The organism is Paenibacillus chartarius (genome assembly GCF_042432825.1).
Classification (GTDB): domain Bacteria; phylum Bacillota; class Bacilli; order Paenibacillales; family NBRC-103111; genus Gordoniibacillus; species Gordoniibacillus chartarius.
This window is the reverse complement of record NZ_JBHLWN010000123.1, coordinates 38,821-58,697: the sequence shown is the minus strand read 5'-3', so window position 1 is coordinate 58,697 and position 19,877 is coordinate 38,821. Positions and strand designations below refer to the sequence as shown.

The window sequence follows — 19,877 nt, the reverse complement described above, 5'->3', positions numbered from 1 at the left end:
ACATTGGCCCAAGTTTTGGTATAAACTTTACAGTGGTGTAACTGACGCTGTTGATGCCGACAGAAGTCAGGACTCAGTGATGCCGCTGAGAGATTATCCAATACTAGGAGGGCTATTACTCATGTTTGCCGGAAAGCACCGGAGTGTAAGGAAGTTGCGCTTTTTTATGCATTTTTTAACTATTTTTGCGATGCTATCATCTTCTCTTTTCGTTGGGATCGATGACAACAAAGCATACGCGGATGCATCGCCGTCGCTTACCCTGCAAAAGCCGATCAGGGAATGGTTGATAGACGAGTCGAGAGGATATATTTATGCTGTCTCTAAGGAATCCAATAGTTTGATGTTCATTCGACTTAGCGATCTCCAGATCGACAAGCAAGTAACTCTCGGTCCAGCTCCTTCGGATTTAGTACAGTCCGGCGGCAAGCTTTATGTCGCTTTGTCTGGAAACAATGCCATTGCCGTTGTCGATATTGAGCAAGGGGAAGTAGTAAGCAACATCCCAACCTCCATTCGGCCGTACGAAGTGGCTATCGACGGTAATAAGCTGTTCTATGCAGAGTATGATCAGTGGTGCTCTGTGGCTGCTTATGATTTAACAACTCAGAAAGAGACGCTGCTGATAACTCAAATATATGAGCCCGATCTGGCTGTCGATCCAGTCAACCATATTTTGTTTATAGGTGAATCGGGATTGAGCGGTTCCGATTTATACTCATACAGTACTAATACGTTACAGCAGCAATCGAAAACCAATTATGATAATTACGGTTTTTATAGTCCCGCCAGGAAAGTCATTGTAGACGGGGATCAGGTTTTCTATGCGGGCTACCGATTCAATAACAAAGATCTGAACTCCATTCAAGGTAAATATAAATATAGTATCATGTATGTTTCTGGCAACTATGTGTTTACCGGTGATTCGGCAAATTCGGGGGAAGCTGCACCTACCCATAGCTATGTTTACGACCGAAACGGTTTTACTCAAATTGCCGAGCTTCCGGTGGCGTCCAGAAATATTTTAATGGATAGCCATAATCATATTTACTCCTATACGGGATCGGATCCTTGGAACTCTAGTATTCCGAATGTGATTCAAATGATCAGTGTGGCTCCGGATACCTCGAATCCTCCAGTATCTGACGGGCAAAAGCTGGTACTGGATAAATCGGTGACGGATCTTGTATACAGCAGCGACGGTACGAATCTGTTTGCCATTTCTTCGGAAAGCAATCAGCTCCTGAGAATTCGTACAAGCGATATGACGGTTCAAGAAACGCGAACGATAGGATCCAACCCTAATTCCATATACATAGATCAAGACAAGCTCTATATCGGCTTCGCTTCAGCAACACAGATTACAAGAGTGGATACCCTCTCCGGAACCAGTGTCAGTGGGGCGGTATACTCTTGGGAAGTTGGCAACTTTGTCACTCAAGTTGTATATGGCAATCAAAAGCTGTACTATACCCCGTTGAATATAAGTGTCTTTGGATATCCTGGAATTCATGCGATTGATACGGTTACTGGAACCAGGATTAAGAACAATATTTCTACTCCAGGCCGTATGCTTCTCAGTGTCGGGGACAATACGTTGTACTATGGTACAACTACGGGATACTCTAACTCAGATCAGGTATATAAATTCAACCTAACCGATCTTTCGCAGGCGAAAGTTTCACAAGCGTGCTGGCGATGAACGGAAACGATCTGTATTACGCAAGTAATCGTTTGGACAAAACAACACTGAATCCAATCAAGCTGCACCCAGGTTATTTCGGGGCTGCAATCATTGCCGCTAACGGAGGTAACGTATTTGCCAAAGACTCGGTGTGGGATCGGGATTCCTATACGCTGCAATACCATTTGCCATTCGTCGCGAAGAATGTGCTGACTTTGCCTGGCGGTCAAATTGTCGTTGTCTCCGATGATGGTAAAACCATTGAGAAATTCAACTCTATGCAGGCACTTCATGATCGTGCACCGGAATTCCATCCGCCGGCACTACAAGTTGCTAATGTTAGCTTTTACGATACCGATGCTGCCGCAGGGAAAATCGGCGGTAACATCAATTGGTACGGTACATCGGGCACTTCCATCATCAACAGCTACACCATTTATTTCTTAGACCAAAACAAGAATAAAATCGGCAATATCATTGCTGAGGTGCCTTTCACGACAAACAGCTCGTATTTTTACTACAATATTCCGCAAACGAGTATAGCTGATGGGGCTAAGTATCTTGGTGTTTATACAAAGAATACATTCGGTGAAAGCTCTTCAGCCGCTGCTATAGTGCTGACGGATTATGTCTCTACTCCAGGAGGCGGGGGTGGCGGCGGTACGGCATACATGAGTTATACGGTTGAAGATCAGAATCCCGTTCGGGGACAAATTCGTCCGCTGGTATCTTGGTATACGTATGACGAAACGAACTATTCCGGCTACCAATTGTCTTTTGCCGACGCTTCCGGCGCTGCGCTTGGCAGTACCCATAACGTTACGAAGAATGCGACATCCGGTTTAACTTATCTTGTGAACATCGCCGAATCTGTTGTGCCTCCTGGAGCGGTCTATCTCGATTTGCGTCCAAAGGACTTGTCCGGGAATACAGGTACGGCCTTGTACCGCATGCAAATTTTCGATAATACAACAAGCAGTCCAATCATTTCGGGCACAAATTCAGCAATTCCGGCTCCGAACATCAATGTTATAACTAGCTTTGACAACGACTATTCCCGCGGAAGCTTCGGCGGGTCGATCAGTTGGGTGGATTTTCCTTCAGATGGAGCTGCGACAAGCTATAACCTTTACTTTGTCGATGGAAACAACGTGAAGCTGCAGCCTATCGCGGAAATCCCTCGAAGCAATCTTCTTCGGCCGAGTCAATCGCTTCCGACCTATGAAATTACTTTAGCTAGTGGTACTGCTATTCCGGCCGGGGCCCAGAGGATCGGGATCTTTGGCAAAAACAATCAAGGCGAAGGTACAAGCGGAGCCTATATTGCGCTATGGGACAACATTAGTTACGATCTCGGCAGTATATATTTCGAAGACAGGGACCCTCGCGCTCAGAGTATCGATGGTGTATTGCATTGGGTTCCCCGAGTGGATGAAGCCAGTGTGCAATCCTATGTAGTAGAATTTGCCGATGAAGGGCTACTTCCTTTAGGCAATCCGTTTGCGGTAATCAACAAAGGACAGCAGCAGTACAATATACCTATCACACATACGCAAATACCTGCAGGCGCCGCGTTCTTGAAGCTGACGGCAATCAATTCGGCCAAGGATGAGGCCACTTTGGGAATCTATAATTTGGCGGATAACATTGCGAGCGAACCTGTATCTACTTTGCCTGCCGATAATCAAAGCCCTGTCGAATCTATCTCGCAGTTAGATTATGACGGTGATGCAGGGGAAGTGGGGGGCAACTTATATTTTTATGCTAATGATTTTAACTTAAGTAGTTCGTTGCGTTACGAGGTTTACTTTGTTAACGATCAACTGCAAAGGCTCAGTCCTATTCTGAGCGTGCCAAAAAGTATATTCTATCAAACCAGTATTCCAATGAATACCAAAGTCCCAGCCGGTGCAACCAAGATTGCTGTATATGTTGTTTCCGAAACAGGGATGAGTATTCCGGCTACTGTCGATATTATGGATAGGACGTACAGTCCTTCGCTGACATCCGATCAAATACAAATTACGAATAACAAGTCCGGAACCTCTGATACCATTAACATCTCTGGTTTAAGTTCCTATGATGTCGTTCAAGTATACAACGATTCCAATTCAAGCAATTCCTTCCTTATTCAAATGGTTGAGAAGCATGGAACTTCGGTCAGCTTCACAATCCAGCAGTTAGGAACCGGGGCGGGAACGTTATATTTCACTTTGCAGCGTCATGACGGTCTTCCCAGCTTGAAAGTCGCAAAAGCATATAATGCCGAACCAACTCCTCCCGCCGGTGGCGGCGTTGGTGGTGGCGGAGGCGGAGGCGGAGGAGGCGGCGGAATAAGCCTCCCGGTTCGTGATGCTAAGGGTAAAATGACTTACGACGTGCAGCCGTCCCATGTCGATATGCTGATTGATCTCGCCAACCCTGCGAAGAAGGAACTTACGCTGGACGCTACAGCTAAAGAACAAATTGATATTACTACGGTTAGCTTCGGTGCCGACATTGTGCAAAAAGCAGCGGATAAGGGCAAGCCGATCGTTATCAAGGCGAACGAGGTTCAACTCAAATTCCCTGTTAATGCACTACCTGTAGCCAACCAGGACAACAAGGTGACGTTCAAAGTGACGTCCATGGATGCAATGGGATTGAATGAGTTCAACGCTGTGTCTCCGGTATTCGATTTCTCTTTAACTGAGAAGGATACGGCTATTACGACCTTTAAGGCGCCGATTGAGGCTACATTCCAATACGATCCTGCCAAAGTGAAGGATGCGGCGAAGCTAGGTGTTTACTGGCTGGATGAAACCACGAACACTTGGACCTACATGGGAGGTACGGTGAATAGTGACGGTACGATTACGGCTGCACTGCCTCACTTCTCGAAGTTTGCCGTGCTGGAGAAGTCTGCGGCGGCCGGCGGACCGAATACTTCTAACGGTGTGAAACCGTTCGTCGATATTCAAGGACATTGGGCGCAGAAAGATATCGAGCAACTAACGGGGATGCAGATTATCGACGGGATGAGCGAGCACTCCTTCCAACCGGATACCAATATGACCAGAGCGCAGTTGGTCACGATCCTCAAGAAGGCTCTGAACTTGCCGGCTCAAGAAGCTTCTAAGTCGTTCTCGGATGTAGCGGCCGATTCGTGGTATAAGGCGGCCGTAGATGCTGCATATGCTTCGAATATCGTAGCCGGTACAAGCGATAATACGTTTTCTCCGGAAGCGAATGTTACACGCGAGCAGCTTTCGGTCATGATGGTCAACGCTTACTTGCACGCTACCGGTAAGAAATTAAGCGATATTGCTGCGGCACAGCCGTTCGATTATGCAGACTCCATCAGTATCAGCGATTGGGCTCAGCCCTACGTGGCAGCCGCTGCCGCTCTTGGATTACTGAACGGCGTAGATGACGCGCATTTTGCCCCGGCTCAAAACAGTACACGGGCACAGGTGGCCGCCGTTGTAGTGCGAATGCTGAACCAAATCCAAGCCGTAAAATAATCTTGATAAATCCCTGCGTCAATTATGATGCAGGGATTTATTTGTGGGAAAGGAAGAGAAGCCGGCCGCCGCGGCAGAAGGTAACCTTGCTTTTGCCTGACAAGAATAGGGCCGTGTAATAACACACTCGAGGGCTGTACCGAAAGTCATCGTAGATGACGAAGGGAAGCCCTATTTTTCTTCGGAAGAAACTCTTTACGAGACAAAAGGCCGAAAGTCCTCTTCATTTAGACTTATTTAACAAGGAATGTGTCGCTTCATGTAGTATATTTTCATTATTAATCTTTGTTGAGGAACAGGGAGCAAGCGGAGAAGCGATGGGCAATTCCGGGCCTATACATGGGAGGAAAGCATCAATGGATAAAAACAGACGGCTTCGCGATTTAAGCTTCGGGTCCATAAGATCAGCTGATCAGACTTTAATCATAGGAGCGGGAAGCGCCCCGCTGGGCGACCCGCTCTCAAGCTTGCTGGCGAAGGAGTTTAATCATAACTTCGACGAATATGATCAGGCAATTGATGCCGTTTACAATCAAACGCACATCGGGGGCTCAGGTCTGCATCACTTACTTGACGGTCAGCATACGGTTTGGGGGGCTTTCGAAGCGGTACGGGATGTTCGTACCGACGATACCTTCGTAACGGAGATGCTGCAGGCCGGGGAGCATTTGCTAAGGGATATGTTATCCAAGTCGGGAATCAACCCGCTGTTCTCCTTGTCTAAGGAGCAGTTTGACCAATTAGGTAATATGGTAAGCCATCTAGGGGTGTCAAAAACCTTCTTGGCGGATGCGCTAACCTTTAACGGGCCGGAGCTCCTCGGGGGAATGGGAGGACTTGCTGCTGCTCTTCTTCTGGGCAATCAGCCGGATCCTTCTCGGCTATCCCGATTGTCGGGGGGACTGCTCGTCTCGTCACTGGTTACGGCTAACCCTATTTTGTTTCCTATTGCCGCCGGAGGGATGGTATACGCTGCGGTCAAGAGCGGGGATCCGATTCGGGCTATCAAGCAGAGCGGCAAGGGTGCTTTCGTCTCGGGCAGCGCACTGCTGGCTTCGACTCTGGTTGGAGGGCCGGTATGGATCGGTTGTCTTGCCGGTGTGGCAACGGCCTTGCTTGTCTCTTATGCGATAACCAACCCGAGCGATGCGTTCCGGAGAGTGCAAACACTTATCCAGTCGGCGACGCAGTTATACCGCAAAGTATCGCTGCGTCTATCATAATCAAGCGGAGGTGCGGACCGGAATGAACCACGAGCTCTTTACGAAAATAACCGAATTCGAAGCTTTCGGAATCGCATACCGGAAGATGTCCGAAGTAAATCCGGATACAGCGGATAATGTGATGAACGCACTGAGGAATGCTCTAGTGGAGACAAGAACAGCTTTGTCTGCTGCAAACAATAATGATCAGAAACGCATTGCCCTAATGCAAGAGCAGCTGATCGTGCAGGCGCAGGCCGGCCAATATTTGAGCATTACGGATGAATTTACGGAGCGCCATAAAAACCTATGGAAATTTAACTCTCGTGCACCGGAACTATTTTTCCAGACGGCTTACGACAATCTTGCGGTTTATTTTCAGAGAAAGAAAAAGGTCATGCACGACAGGCTGGAGAAGGATAGTTCCTGGTACACCGGGATCAAGGACTCCGCCAAAAAGATGGGTTCCTTGGTCAACATCGCAATCAAAGGTGCAAACCAGCTTTCCGAAAAGTATCGCGGTCAAAAGTTAACGGAGCATGAGAACGTCATTGACGACAAATCGATTGTGGAAAAGCTGATGGAGGAGCATCTCAGCCCGAAGGACGTTTCCCGGGATATCGGACGCATTCTTGATCATTGCAATAAGGTGTACGAGGAAGCATGGAAGAAGGAAATCACGGCGCAGCAGCCGGATCTGCAGCGTATCGTTCCGCACATGCTAGTCAACAAAGCCCGCGAAAATGTGGATCTGCAATTCCAAGTCGGGGCGGCCGAGCAAATCCTGATGGTTTCGATTGGAACGACCGTGGCTAGCGTCCTTGCACTGGCAGCCGGGTGGCATACGCTCACATGGGCGATATTGAACGTGTTTCCCCCTATGGCTATTTTTGTCGCCGCGCTTACGGTTGTCACCGGCCTATTGACGAAGGAAAGCGCGTTGAAGCAGCGGAAGAAACAAATCGACGATTCCGTGAATCAGTATTATCATTACTTTTTGACGTATTTGGATGTCATGAAGCTGAAGGAGCTCGGTAACAGATCGTTAAGGGAACAGATCGTGCAAGCCGGGGAGACCATTATCGAGAAGACGATCGGACAATGGGAATTAACGTTGCTGGGCGGCCTGACGATCGAGCATTATCGACTGCTCAATGCCGCTTTCTCCAGACATCTCTTATACATTCAGGAGACACTAGATGAACTGAGGCAGTGAGACGGACTTGCCGCCTTCATCGTAGTAAAAAGAGCCCGGTACGGCAAGGAGGATGCTCCTTACCGGACTGGGTTGTTATTTTGACAGCGGCGGAGTATTTTTTCGTATAAACGATGTTGATGCTGGACATATTCCGTCAAAACCTCTTCCAATAGTTCGAAAGTTCTGATATAATAATCCAAAATACCTACTATTATGTTAAACGAATTTCCATAAATATACCCTAGATACTAGGAATCTTGTTATAGTCGAGTATTCAAGGGGATACGAGAATGCCTCGTTGCACGATCTCCTTCTTCCACGCTTGGTATTCGTTCCAGTTAATTCCTAGCTGTTTTATTATTAAATCTGCAGACAAAACTTTCTTATCCATATAACGAAACCTCCCGAAGTTGTAAAAGTACCCTCGTTCAAATACAAAATCAAATTCATCTCTCCCCCTACATACGTCAACGTGAACGGCAGAGAAGGCGGCGAAGTGAGTAACATGAGTACATTTGAAAGATTATTCCGAAATTCCCCTTTGTTTGAGGGGTATAAACAGGAAGATTTTCGATTATTGACGGGGCTGATAAGGGAACGGCGGTATCCCCAAGGAACTATTTTGTTTTTAGAAGGCGACCTTGGAGATGAGTGCTTCTTGATCAAAAGCGGCACGGTGAAAATCTATCGGTTTGACGAATCCAAAGAGGTCATTCTTGCTCTGCTGCGCAAAGGCGATTACTTCGGTGAAATGGCCATGATGCAGGAGGGACTCACACGTTCAGCTTCAGCGGAAATTCTGGAAACGAGTTATTTATATTCCATCCATCGGCGTGATTTTCTAGCCTTCCTTGAGCAAAATCCTAAGCTATGCATAAGGCTCTTAGAAGCGACGATGAATCGATTGCGCAAAGCGAACGAACAAATTTATGATTTGACCTTGCTCGATCTGAAACCAAGGATTCTCAAAACCATGAAGCGTCTTTCCCTGGAGCATGGTGACCGGACCGCTGACGGCTCCATCGTGGTTCCTATTAAATTAACGCATCAGCAGTTAGCCTCCATGGTCGGTGCAACACGGGTAGCGGTAACCAGGATCATCAATTCGTTGCAAAAGGAACAGATCATCAAGTTTGATAAAAAGCTGCTAGTCATTTTAAGGCCGGATCTGTTGTGACGAGATGTATTGTAATATAAAATTAACATATAATTGGAAGAGAAATTGTATCCTAGGATACAAAATTTATTAAAAAATACTTTATAAATAATGCATTTCGCTGAACCGAAACCAAGCGTAAAATCCCTAAGCCATTTACACGAACAGGAAGCCGGACGCCCGCCAACCATATATTTTTAGCTGCAGCCCTAAAGGGATACCGTTCCCAGATCGAGGTACCCCATTCAACCGAAGCGAGGCTGGTCCATTCGCAGCGTCGGGGCAAGCTTCCTTCCGTTCATGGACGAAGATCCGAAGACATACGCGATCAAATAAGACGCTAGGAGAGAGCCTAGCGTCTTGCTTTCAAAGGCTGTCGTTTGCTCATTACCGGCTTTCTGCCAAACCTTCTGGCACGATGGTGCAGCAGCCCTTCCGCACGGTCGTTGTAACCGAGCACGAAGTGTTTCATATGATAGGAGACATATTTACCGTAGTTGCTTTTGGTTTTCTTCAGAAGGCTGTCGACATAGAACACGCCTTTCGGCAGACGATCCAGCAGAATGCTGGACACGGCGCCGTATATACCGCAGGCTACCTGGAGGTAGGTGGCGTTAGTTTTATATTTGGCGTAAGTGGTCTTGTTGCTCATAGCGTTATACATGTAGGTTTCTATATCGTCGTAAACGAGGAGTACCCCGACCAAATCACGCCCCGTTAATGCGGCGTCGGCCGGATCCAGCACCTTCTGCCTCCAGTCCCATAAATCATCGACATCACTCAGGTTGTCCCGGATCAATTTGGTGGTATGATCGTTGATTTTGTAAAGAAATCCGACCTCCACACCTAGCATTTTGCCTAACGTTATGGACTCTTCGTGGGGCATGAGGCATCCGTAAAAGCGTTTGTTTCCCAAAGTGACTTTGTATTCTTTAGCATAGACGTCGTCATACAGGAATAGCGGCGTTTTGTTCCTGACGAGCATCGGGTAGCTTAAGATCGCTTCATCCAGGAAGCATTCGACGGACCAGGTGGTGTAGAGCGTATCTTTTCGCGCTTTGGCTTTATTGGCGTAGAAGGTGTTGTCATGCTCGACGATATAGAGGCCTATCGGCTTCTTGTTCGGTCGTGCTTTCATCAAAGTCAGGGCCATCCACTGCACGACTCCGGGGTTCATGCCGGAGCAGACGATCGCCGTCGTGTTCGTGCAGGCTTTGCGGACGGGCTCAAATCGTTCGTACCGTTCAATGAGCGTAAAGCCTTCCAGATCTTCATCTTCATCGACTCTCGTGTTCTCTAGGGCTGAGTTTACATAACGGACGCCTAACCGATTGCAGCAGCGGAGCATCTTATTCGTATCCGCCCAGGATACGTCGATGACCAGCCGGGTCCTCGTGCGGCGGAGGTGATGCATAAAGAGATTCCCGCGCATGAGATCAAACTCGTGCAGTACGAGTTTACCGGCGAGATTAGGGCAATATTTGCGATAATAGGCGAGCTTCTTTTGTTTAATATCGATCAAATGGATGATGGCATGCTTAATCTTGGAATGGATCGGGTCGTTGACGTCCGCCGCCGATTTATTGAGTATGGCAAGTACTGCCTTAGCTACACCGCCGCCGCTTCCCAATATGGTAATAACCGTCTTTTTTGATGCAATCAAAGAGCGCCCCTCCCATACAAAATGTACTGTTATACTATGCAAGGTTCGGAGGAGGGTATGGACAGATCGTTACCTATTTTTAGACGACGGAGATAGGTGACTACATTAGGTGCTCTAAATTGAGTAAATTGGGTGAACCTGCTAAAATAGGTATTTATAGAGGGGGGCTTGTCTATGAATGCCGAGAGCAGTCTGATTCATTTTCATCTTCAGGAAGCGATTGAGGTTCTGGAACGAACGCCGCAAGCGTTGGCGCTGTTTTTGTCCGGGTTGTCGGCTGGATGGCTGCAAAGCAATGAAGGCGAGGGCACATGGACCGTCACTCAAGTGGTGGATCACTTCATCGAGGCGGAGCGGACGAATTGGATTCCGCGCCTGGAATTTATTTTGCAGGAAGGCGAGGGCAAGCCGTTTCCTCCTTTCGACCGGTTCGCTCATCTGGGGAAGAAGGATGACGCGTCTGTAGAGCGGAAGCTGGAGCAATTCAAGGAGCTGCGCGCGCTGAGCATCGCAAAGCTTCTCGAGCGGATGAGCGAGGAGAAGCTGCTGGAATGTACGGGATATCACCCGGCTTTCGGAGTTGTAAAGGCGAGGGAGCTGATCTCCACTTGGGTCGCTCACGACTTGACGCATATCGCGCAGATCGCGAGGATCATGGCGAAGAGGTACAGCGCCGACGTCGGACCGTGGAAAGCGTATTTAGGTATTTTAAAATAGTTCGTGTCATACGATCTCAACAAGCTTTGTTCGCCACAGTCGTGCGGATGGAGCTTTTTTTATATGCAATATTCTATGGAAATATATGTCGATCCGATATATATTAAATATGTCGGTCCGATATATGGAAAGCGGTGGTGAACTTGGATTGTTTGAATTGTTTGTGCTGGGAGAGCTGATGACCGGCGAGAAGCATGGCTATATGCTGCAGGATGTACTGAGCAATTCGGTTGGGCTCGGGCGGAAGATCAGCTCGGGAACGCTGTATCCGCTTCTTGCCCGTCTGGTGGAGGGAGGGTGGATTCAACTCCGAACGGAGGAGGAGACGAAGGGAGGGCGGACAAGGAAAATTTACGAAATCACGGAAGCCGGACGCGAGCGATTCCTGGAGCTGATGAAGAAGCCGCTGGAATCGGTCGGGGAAGCGGAGACGGAGCTGATCTTCCGGTTCAAAATGGTGTATTTCCAATATGTCCCCAAGGACGTGCGTATCGATTGTTTGAAGCAGTATTTGCAACTGGTTGAGCGGAATGTCAAGTTTGTATCGGACTTCGAGTCGTACCTCGCCGAGCAGAAGCCGGAGCCTGCCAGGCAGCGTGTGCAGCTGCTGCGGGTGCTGGAGCTGCGCAAACGGCTCGGAGAGGTTGAGGTCCGCTGGGTTCAGGAAGAGCTGAAACGGGTCCAAGAGCAGGAAGACGAATGGCCGGAATGAAAACCAAGGTTCATTGGAGGGAAATATGGAGCGGCTGTGGACGAAAAATTTTATCATGATGACGCTGGGAATGCTCTTGTTATTTACGGGCTTTTATTTGCTGCTGCCGGCGATGCCGCTTTTCATTAAGCAGCTGGGCGGGAACGAGTCGCAGGTCGGGCTGGCGGCGGGGGCGTTCACGCTGACGGCGGTGGTGTTCCGTCCTATCGTCGGCGGGCTGCTGGACCGGTATGGCCGCAGGCCGTTTATGCTATGGGGACTTCTTTTCTTTACGCTGTCGATGTATGTGTATGACTGGATCGGCGGAATCTTGCTTCTCCTTGTTCTGCGGGTGCTGCATGGTGCCAGCTGGGCTCTATCGACGACAGCTGTGAGCACGGCGGTCACGGATATGATTCCGGCGAAGCGCCGGGGGGAGGGCATGGGATGGTTCGGCATGGCGATGACGATCGCGATGGCGATCGGTCCGATGCTGGGGACGCAGGTGGTGCAGAGCGGCTCGTTCCACAGCTTGTTTTGGCTGGCGACGGGGCTATCGGCGGCTGCATTCCTGCTCGTGTTTACGATCAAGCTCCCCTTTCAGCCGACCGCGGCGAAGGGGAGAATGGACATTTTCGATAAATCGGTGCTTCCCGTCACGACTTCGCTGTTCTTCCTGGCTGTCGCTTACGGGGGGATCACAACGTTCCTGCCCCTGTTCGCGGAATCGATCAGGGTCAACGCCGGCACGTTCTTCCTTGTATATGCCATAGCGCTTACGGCGGCAAGGCCTTTCGCCGGCAAGCTGTCCGACCAGCTGGGCGAGTCCTACGTCATTGTACCGGCCCTTCTGCTTACGGTCGCATCATTAATTGTATTAAGCTTTACCAGCGGTCTGCTCGGCATCATTGCCGCCGCGGTGATGTACGGGTTCGGATTCGGCTCGGCGCAGCCGGCGCTTCAAGCGGCGAATTTACGGCTGGCGCCTACGGATAAGAGGGGCGTAGCCAACGCGTCCTTCCTGACTGCGTTCGACCTCGGCATCGGGCTGGGCTCGATCACGCTGGGGTGGGTGTCGCAATACACCGGCTATGAAGCGATGTTTGCCGTGTGCGCGGGCTCGGTAGCTGTATCGGCTCTGCTGTTTGTTTTGATCGCGAGACGGAGATTGTCACAGCATATGGTCGGTCAGTCTGAGGGATAAGGACGGATGCAGGAGCGAAGCGATGGAGCCGATCCATCGCTTTTCCTGCGTTTCGCAGGGATACGCCGCTAACGGACAAATTCCAAAAAGGAAAATGTTTACATAAGAACAAATGTTCTTTATAATAGGGGGAAGGGAACATACCAAAAGTGAAGGTGGATTTCCAATGGGGGAACAAAGCGTTTTGTTGTGAAGAATGCCGATGAAGTTAGGGGCCAGACTCGAGCGAGCCGGAGTTAAAGTGTCCAGCATAAGAAGCGGCGAACCTAGACGGTTTGATCTTACGGATAATAACGGGAATAAGATTAGCGTCATTCAAATATAGATGTTGCTTTGAACCGGCAGGGTGCGATCTATGTAGAGGGGGAATGGCTCATGACGGAGTTAGGTGACGTGCTATTCGATCAGACAGCCGCGGATAGAAAGGTGAAAGGTGCGTTTATCTTTGATATGGACGGCGTTATCATTGATAGCGAGCCGTTGCATTTTGAAGCAGACAGGTTAACGATGGAACGGTTCGGCCAGCAGGTTGAACAAGAAGATTTGGAAAAGTATGTGGGGATGACGAATCCTGAAATGTGGCAGCTCATTCGGGAAGCGTACGGTATGATGGGCGTTGAGCTGGAAGAACTCCTCGCTTGTCAGAAGAGCATCAAGTTAGAGAGGCTGTTTCATGATGCCTGGGAACCGATTGAAGGGATTATGGAACTTCTTGTTTCATTGCACGATACCGGTGTACCGATGGCAGTAGCATCTTCGTCACCGCGTTGGTTTATAGAAGGGGTTCTCACTCGCTTGGGGATCGCCAGTTATTTTACATATATCATTAGTGGCGAGGAAGTGGAAAGAGGCAAGCCTTCACCGGACATTTATTTGGAAGCCGCCCGTTTCCTCGGCGTGAAACCGGAGCATTGTATGGTTCTGGAGGACTCCAGGAATGGCGTAATAGCTGCGAAAACCGCAGGTATGTCTTGCATCGGATTTGTTAACCCGAACTCGGGGCAGCAAGATTTGTCTCTCGCCGATTACACAGTTCGCAAAATAATAGAGGTCCGTAAGGTAATATTGGAGGGTTAGAATTTGCAGCCGCACTTGTCATTTGCCTACTATAAATCGAGGTGTATACATTGATCCGATTATGCGATAAGAACGATGAGAACTCGATTTGGGACATCATTAATGATGCGGCTCGTGCCTACCGGGGTGTTATTCCGGAGGATCGATATCATGATCCCTATATGAGTATGGAGGAACTGGTTCAAGAGATTGAGGACGGCGTTACCTTTTGGGGATTTGAAGAGGATGGGGAGCTTTGTGGGGTTATGGGAATCCAGGATAAAGGGGAGGTCGCTCTAGTTCGGCACGCATACGTACGAAATGCTCGACGCCAAGGCGGCATCGGTACCAAACTGTTGCTGCATATTACGAAAATAACGGAGAAGCCGATACTAATCGGTACATGGGAAGCTGCAAATTGGGCCATTTCGTTTTATTTGAAAAACGGATTTACGCTTGTTGATGCAAACGAGAAGGGCGATTTATTGCGAAAATATTGGAGCGTACCGGAGAGGCAAATCGAGACTTCAGTTGTTCTTTGCGATGCTAAATTTCGAAGAAATGCCCGTTAACGGAGAACTAGAGTTCAAAGAACGACGTAATGAAGCTGCCGACTAATCGGCAACTTCATGCCGGTCGCGACATAGTGGGATGATGTGGTTGCGATTTAAGTCAGAAGGGGAACTTGGGCAAATAGATATTAAGAAGAGGCAGCCGGCGATCCGGGTGCCTCTTTCCCGTTAACTGCCCAGTTCGACGCAATCGTCAATAACGCCGGAACGCAGCCGTAGTGCCAAAATCGCCGATAATCGTACGCATGCTGAGAGTCGTACTCAAGCAGACCACGATTTCCGAAGTGGACAGCGCTTCCACCATATTAATTTTTTAAAGCAAGCACTATACTTTTTAGGGTACCGACCTGCCGCGCGGCGACTCATAATAAGGAATGCGGAAGAAGCTGGTAAACGCTTACAACAATTGCGGCCGCCGAAATCGGAGCGGTGCTTCTTCTCTCACTTACCTTGCAAGGGAGGACAATGAGGAAAATGGAAAGCGCTTACTCAAACCGGGGCTCAGCACAGCGGCTTCGCAACACGGATTTCACCAAACCTATGGCTGGAGGAATGTGATCAATGAGTAGATTGCTCAAGCGAGTCCTCTCGATTTTGCTGGCAGCCGCTTTACTTCCGTCAGGGTTGCTTGTGCCGAATGCAAAAGCGGCAGTGCCGGAAATCCCTGTTCTGTTATATCACCGGATTGTCTCTGCCCCGACGAACGATTGGACCGACACCAGCGTGGACAAATTTCGCAGCACCATGAAATATCTTCATGACAACGGTTACACGACACTGACTTCGGAACAATACGTGAACATCATGAATGGCACCGCGACGACGGTTCCGGCCAAACCGATTCTGCTCACTTTCGACGACGGGACGCCCGATTTGGTCACCAATGCGCTTCCGATATTGAATGAATACAACATGAACGCAGTGGCGTTCATCGTCACCGGCTGGATCGGCGGCGACTACAGCATGTCGCTCCCGCAATTGCAGGATATCGCGGCCAATCACCCGAATATCAGTCTTGAAAATCATACGGTTAACCACGCTAACAATACGTGGAACAGCATGACACAGGAAGCCGCTTCGGCCGAGCTGGCCCAAGCGAACGCATATTTGAAACAAATTACAGGGAAAGCTCCTGTTCTCCTGGCTTACCCTTACGGCCATTATCATGCGGATGTCAAAGCGGCGGCGGAAGCTAACGGCATGAAATATGCCTTCAAGGTAGGCTACCCGAATGAGGACAGCTACGCGATGGGACGCCACTATGTACGTATGGGTACGACCTTAAACGAAATCGCCGGCTGGCTTGGCGGACCTGCGCCAACACCGGAAGACACAGTAACGGTGTATCACGAATCGTTCACAAGCGGCAAGGGCGCGGCCACGCAATCCGGCGGCGCTAATCTGGCGGCTGTCACCGGCAGCGTGTATGACGATACGGACGGAGCGGCCCTTTATGTGAGCAATAGAACAAACAACTGGGACGGCGCAGATTTCAAATTCGCCGGCATCGGCCTGCAGAACGGCAAGACGTATACGGTTACCGTGAAGGGCTACGTGTACAGCGGCGAGGCTGTGCCGGCGGGTGCGCAGGCTTACTTGCAGACGGTGAACAGCTATGCATTCTTGGCCGGTGCCGATTTGGCAGCCGGAAATGCGTTCACGCTGACGAAGGAATTTACGGTGGATACGAGCAAAGATACGGCGCTGCGCGTGCAGTCGAACGATGCCGGGGCCTCCGTGCCATTTTACATCAGAGATGTCCTGATCACCGAGAAAGCGGCTGCAGGCGGCGGGGATGATAACCGGCCTCCGGCAATTCCGTTTGCCGCAATCACCTTTGAGGATCAGCAGGCTGGCGGCTTTGCAGGCAGGGCCGGCACGGAAACGCTCACTATCACCAATGAAGCCAATCACACGGCCGGCGGTTCGTACGCGTTGAAGGTGGAGAACAGAACGAACACCTGGCATGGGCCGGTGCTGCGCGTGGAGAAGTATGTGGACAAAGGCTTCGAGTACAAGGTTTCGGTCTGGGTCAAGCTGATCTCGCCGGCCAGCTCACAGCTTCAGCTGTCCACGCAGGTCGGCGATGGAAGCAGCGCCAACTATGTGAACCTCGCGCCCAAAACGATCAGCACTAGCGACGGCTGGGTTCTATTCGAGGGAACGTACCGGTATAACAACGTAAGCGGCGAGTATTTGACCATTTATGTGGAAAGCTCGAACAACAGCACCGCTTCGTTCTATATCGACGATATCAGCTTTGCCAGCACGGGCTCGGGCCCGGTTTCCATTCAGAAGGATCTGACTCCGATCAAGACCGCCTATCGGAACGAATTCCTGATCGGCAACGCGATATCGGCGGAGGATCTGGAGGGCGTCCGGCTGGAGCTTCTGAAGCTGCATCACAATGCCGCTACGGCCGGCAACGCCATGAAGCCGGATGCGCTGCAGCCTGCGAAGGGCGATTTTACTTTCGATGCGGCGGATGCGATGGTGAACAAGGTTTTGGCGGAAGGCATGAACATGCACGGACACGTGCTCGTATGGCATCAGCAGTCGCCCGCGTGGATGAATACGGCGAAGGATGCGCAGAACAACACGATCCCGCTCGGCCGGGAGGAAGCGCTCGTTAATTTGAGGACCCATATCCGGACGGTCATGGAGCATTTTGGCGGCAGGGTGATTTCCTGGGACGTCGTCAACGAAGCGATGAACGATAACCCGTCGAACCCGGCGGACTGGAAGGCGGCGCTGCGCCGGTCCCCGTGGTATCAAGCGATCGGACCCGACTATGTCGAGCAGGCGTTTCTGGCGGCGAGAGAAGTGCTGGATGAGCATCCGGACTGGAATATCAAGCTGTATTACAACGACTACAACGAGGACAATCAAAATAAGGCCCAAGCCATATACAGCATGGTCAAGGAGCTCAACGAAAGGTACGCGCGGACGCACCCCGGCAAGCTTCTCATCGACGGCGTCGGGATGCAGGCACACTACAATGTCAACACGAATCCGGAAAATGTGAAGCTGTCCCTGGAGAAGTTTATTTCCTTGGGCGTTACCGTCAGCATTACCGAGCTGGATATTCAGGCGGGAAGCAATTATCAGCTGTCCGAGAAGCTGGCGATTGCCCAGGGCTACTTGTACGCGCAATTGCTCGATATTTTTAAGGCGCATGCAGCCCATATCGAACGCGTTACGTTCTGGGGAATGGATGACAATACGAGCTGGAGAGCTTCTGCCAATCCGCTGCTGTTCGATAAGAACCTGCAGGCGAAACCGGCGTACTACGGCGTCATTGATCCGGATAAGTTTATGGCGGAGCATCAGCCTGACACGGCCCATGCAAACCAGTCCACAGCGAAATATGGTACCCCCGTTATAGACGGTACGGTGGACTCGGTTTGGAGCGATACCTACGCGATGCCGGTGAATCGCTATCAGATGGCGTGGCAGGGCGCAAGCGGAGTGGCGAAGGCGCTCTGGGACGACCGACATCTGTATGTGCTGATCCAGGTTAGCGACGCGCAGCTGGACAAGAGCAGCCCCAATGCATGGGAGCAGGATTCCGTTGAAATCTTCGTCGACCGGAACAATGCCAAAACATCGTTCTACCAAGATGACGACGGACAATACCGGGTGAACTTCGCCGGCGATACCTCGTTCAATCCGGCCGCGATCGAGGAAGGCTTCGTATCGGCAGCGAAAGTAACCGGAACGAACTACACGATTGAAGCGAAAATACCGCTGAAGGACGTAACGCCGGCTAACGGCAAGAAGATCGGCTTTGACGTACAGATCAACGACGGCAAGGACGGTTCCCGTCAAAGCGTTGCCGCCTGGAACGATACGACCGGCAACGGCTATATGGACACATCCGTTTACGGCGTGCTTACCTTGGTCGGCAAGGCCGCAAGCCCCGATCCGGACTCCGATTCGGGCACCGGCACCGAGACTGGAACGGGCGGCGGCAATCCCGGCACGGGCGGCTCCGGCACGGCTCCGGGTCAAGTGCCGGCCCTTCCGGCCAATGAAGTAAAGGCCACTGTCGATGCCAGCGGGAAAGCGACGGCCGACATAGGGGAGCAAGCTTTTGCCGAGGCATTGAAGAGAGTCAAAGCGGGCCGCATTGCGTTTGAGATCGTAACGCCCGGTGAGGTCAAGGCCGTCGCTGCCAAGCTGCCGGCCGATCGGGTGAAGGCTGCCGCGGACGCCGGTGTAAAGCGGATTCTGGTCGATACGGGCTTTGCCAAGCTGGAGCTTCCCAGCTCGCTCTTAACAGGCTCGGATCACGCAGCCGAGGTTGAACTGAGCGTGAGCAAAGTGGAACCCGCCGATTTGCCGGAACCGATTCGCAGCCGAGTTGGAAGCAATGCGGTGTTTGACTTCAACTTAAGCGTAGGCGGTGAGCGTATTCGCGAATTCGGCGCCGGTCAGACGGTTCAAGTGTCCATTCCGTACACCCTGAAGGCGGGAGAGAATCCGGGGCAAGTCGTCATCTGCTATATTTCGGATAACGGCACCCTCGAAGTGGTGAAGAACGGCCGTTACAATCCGGCTTCCGGTACGGTCGAATTCAAAGCCAAGCACTTCAGCAAATACGCGGCTGTTCCGGTAGAAGTGCGCTTCTCCGATCTGGCCCGGATGGAATGGGCCGCGGGCAGCATCTCCGCGCTGGCCGCCCGCGGGATCGTGGACGGCGTGTCGGACGCAAGCTTCGCGCCGGAGAAGGACGTAACGAGAGCCGAATTCGTACAGCTGCTGGTTCGGACGCTGGATCTTCACGCGAACGGAGCGAACGGAGGAGGCAATCCTTTCAGCGATGTGGAGCAAGGCGAATGGTATTACGAAGCCGTGCTGACGGCCCATCGGCTCGGAATCGTTAACGGCGTGAAAGAAGGATTTTTCGGTGTCCAAGACCTGATCAGCCGCGAGGATATGGCGGTCATGATTTATCGGGCAATGGCCGCGGCGCGGCTGACACTGGAGCCGGTTAAAGCTCCAGAGGCGTTCGCCGACGGGGCCGATATCGCCGGTTATGCGCAAGAAGCGGTAGCGGCTTTGCAGCAAGCCGGTATGATTAACGGCATGAATGAAGGCGAATTTGCACCGAAGGCTGCGGCCAATCGGGCGCAGGCAGCCGCCATGCTCCATCAACTGCTGTATCAAACCTAATTTTCGGTAAAGAGGGTCGTCATCCTCGCTTGACCGTTTGGTCGAGAGGGGGGCGG

General features: G+C 50.9%; 12 protein-coding genes. 11 read left to right on the top strand and 1 reads right to left on the bottom strand.

Features of this window, described 5'->3' with window-relative positions:
• The first annotated feature begins 121 nt into the window (after positions 1 to 121).
• The 5 genes from ACFFK0_RS29895 to ACFFK0_RS29875 all read left to right on the top strand — a co-directional run bounded on the left by ACFFK0_RS29895 (position 122) and on the right by ACFFK0_RS29875 (position 8,764).
• On the top strand, positions 122 to 1,702 hold the full coding sequence (locus tag ACFFK0_RS29895) for a YncE family protein (RefSeq protein WP_377474965.1): 1,581 nt from the start codon (positions 122 to 124) through the stop codon (positions 1,700 to 1,702).
• Positions 1,699 to 5,187, top strand: coding sequence for an S-layer homology domain-containing protein (locus ACFFK0_RS29890; protein ID WP_377474996.1), 3,489 nt, complete (start codon positions 1,699 to 1,701; stop codon positions 5,185 to 5,187). Before ACFFK0_RS29895 ends, ACFFK0_RS29890 begins: the two co-directional genes overlap by 4 nt.
• A 356-nt stretch (positions 5,188 to 5,543) precedes the next feature.
• A complete protein-coding gene (locus tag ACFFK0_RS29885; RefSeq protein WP_377474963.1) occupies positions 5,544 to 6,410 on the top strand; it encodes a hypothetical protein in 867 nt (288 codons plus the stop codon).
• Between the two features lie 22 nt (positions 6,411 to 6,432).
• On the top strand, positions 6,433 to 7,605 hold the full coding sequence (locus ACFFK0_RS29880; RefSeq protein WP_377474961.1) for a hypothetical protein: 1,173 nt from the start codon (positions 6,433 to 6,435) through the stop codon (positions 7,603 to 7,605).
• 487 nt (positions 7,606 to 8,092) lie between these two features.
• Positions 8,093 to 8,764 carry a Crp/Fnr family transcriptional regulator gene (locus tag ACFFK0_RS29875; RefSeq protein WP_377474959.1) on the top strand — a complete coding sequence of 224 codons (672 nt, stop codon included), beginning with the start codon at positions 8,093 to 8,095 and terminating at the stop codon, positions 8,762 to 8,764.
• A 331-nt stretch (positions 8,765 to 9,095) separates the two neighbouring features.
• On the opposite strand, the gene ACFFK0_RS29870 is transcribed toward ACFFK0_RS29875, so the two are convergent.
• Positions 9,096 to 10,403 (bottom strand): S-adenosylmethionine decarboxylase related protein, encoded by a 1,308-nt coding sequence (locus tag ACFFK0_RS29870; protein ID WP_377474994.1) that lies wholly within the window; start codon positions 10,401 to 10,403, stop codon positions 9,096 to 9,098.
• Positions 10,404 to 10,601: 198 nt separating this feature from the next.
• Here ACFFK0_RS29870 and ACFFK0_RS29865 point away from each other — a divergent pair, with 198 nt between their 5' ends.
• From ACFFK0_RS29865 to ACFFK0_RS29840, 6 genes are all read left to right on the top strand, one after another.
• A complete protein-coding gene (locus ACFFK0_RS29865; RefSeq protein ID WP_377474992.1) occupies positions 10,602 to 11,123 on the top strand; it encodes a DinB family protein in 522 nt (173 codons plus the stop codon).
• A 148-nt stretch (positions 11,124 to 11,271) separates the two neighbouring features.
• On the top strand, positions 11,272 to 11,835 hold the full coding sequence (locus tag ACFFK0_RS29860) for a PadR family transcriptional regulator (RefSeq protein WP_377474957.1): 564 nt from the start codon (positions 11,272 to 11,274) through the stop codon (positions 11,833 to 11,835).
• A gap of 25 nt (positions 11,836 to 11,860) precedes the next feature.
• Positions 11,861 to 13,018 carry an MFS transporter gene (locus ACFFK0_RS29855; protein ID WP_377474955.1) on the top strand — a complete coding sequence of 386 codons (1,158 nt, stop codon included), beginning with the start codon at positions 11,861 to 11,863 and terminating at the stop codon, positions 13,016 to 13,018.
• A 375-nt stretch (positions 13,019 to 13,393) separates the two neighbouring features.
• Entirely contained in the window at positions 13,394 to 14,095 is a 702-nt protein-coding gene (locus ACFFK0_RS29850) for an HAD family hydrolase (RefSeq protein WP_377474953.1), read from the top strand.
• 50 nt (positions 14,096 to 14,145) lie between these two features.
• Positions 14,146 to 14,646 (top strand): GNAT family N-acetyltransferase, encoded by a 501-nt coding sequence (locus ACFFK0_RS29845; RefSeq protein ID WP_377474951.1) that lies wholly within the window; start codon positions 14,146 to 14,148, stop codon positions 14,644 to 14,646.
• A gap of 561 nt (positions 14,647 to 15,207) precedes the next feature.
• Positions 15,208 to 19,821, top strand: a complete 4,614-nt coding sequence (locus ACFFK0_RS29840) for an endo-1,4-beta-xylanase (RefSeq protein ID WP_377474949.1) — start codon at positions 15,208 to 15,210, stop codon at positions 19,819 to 19,821.
• Positions 19,822 to 19,877 lie beyond the last annotated feature (56 nt).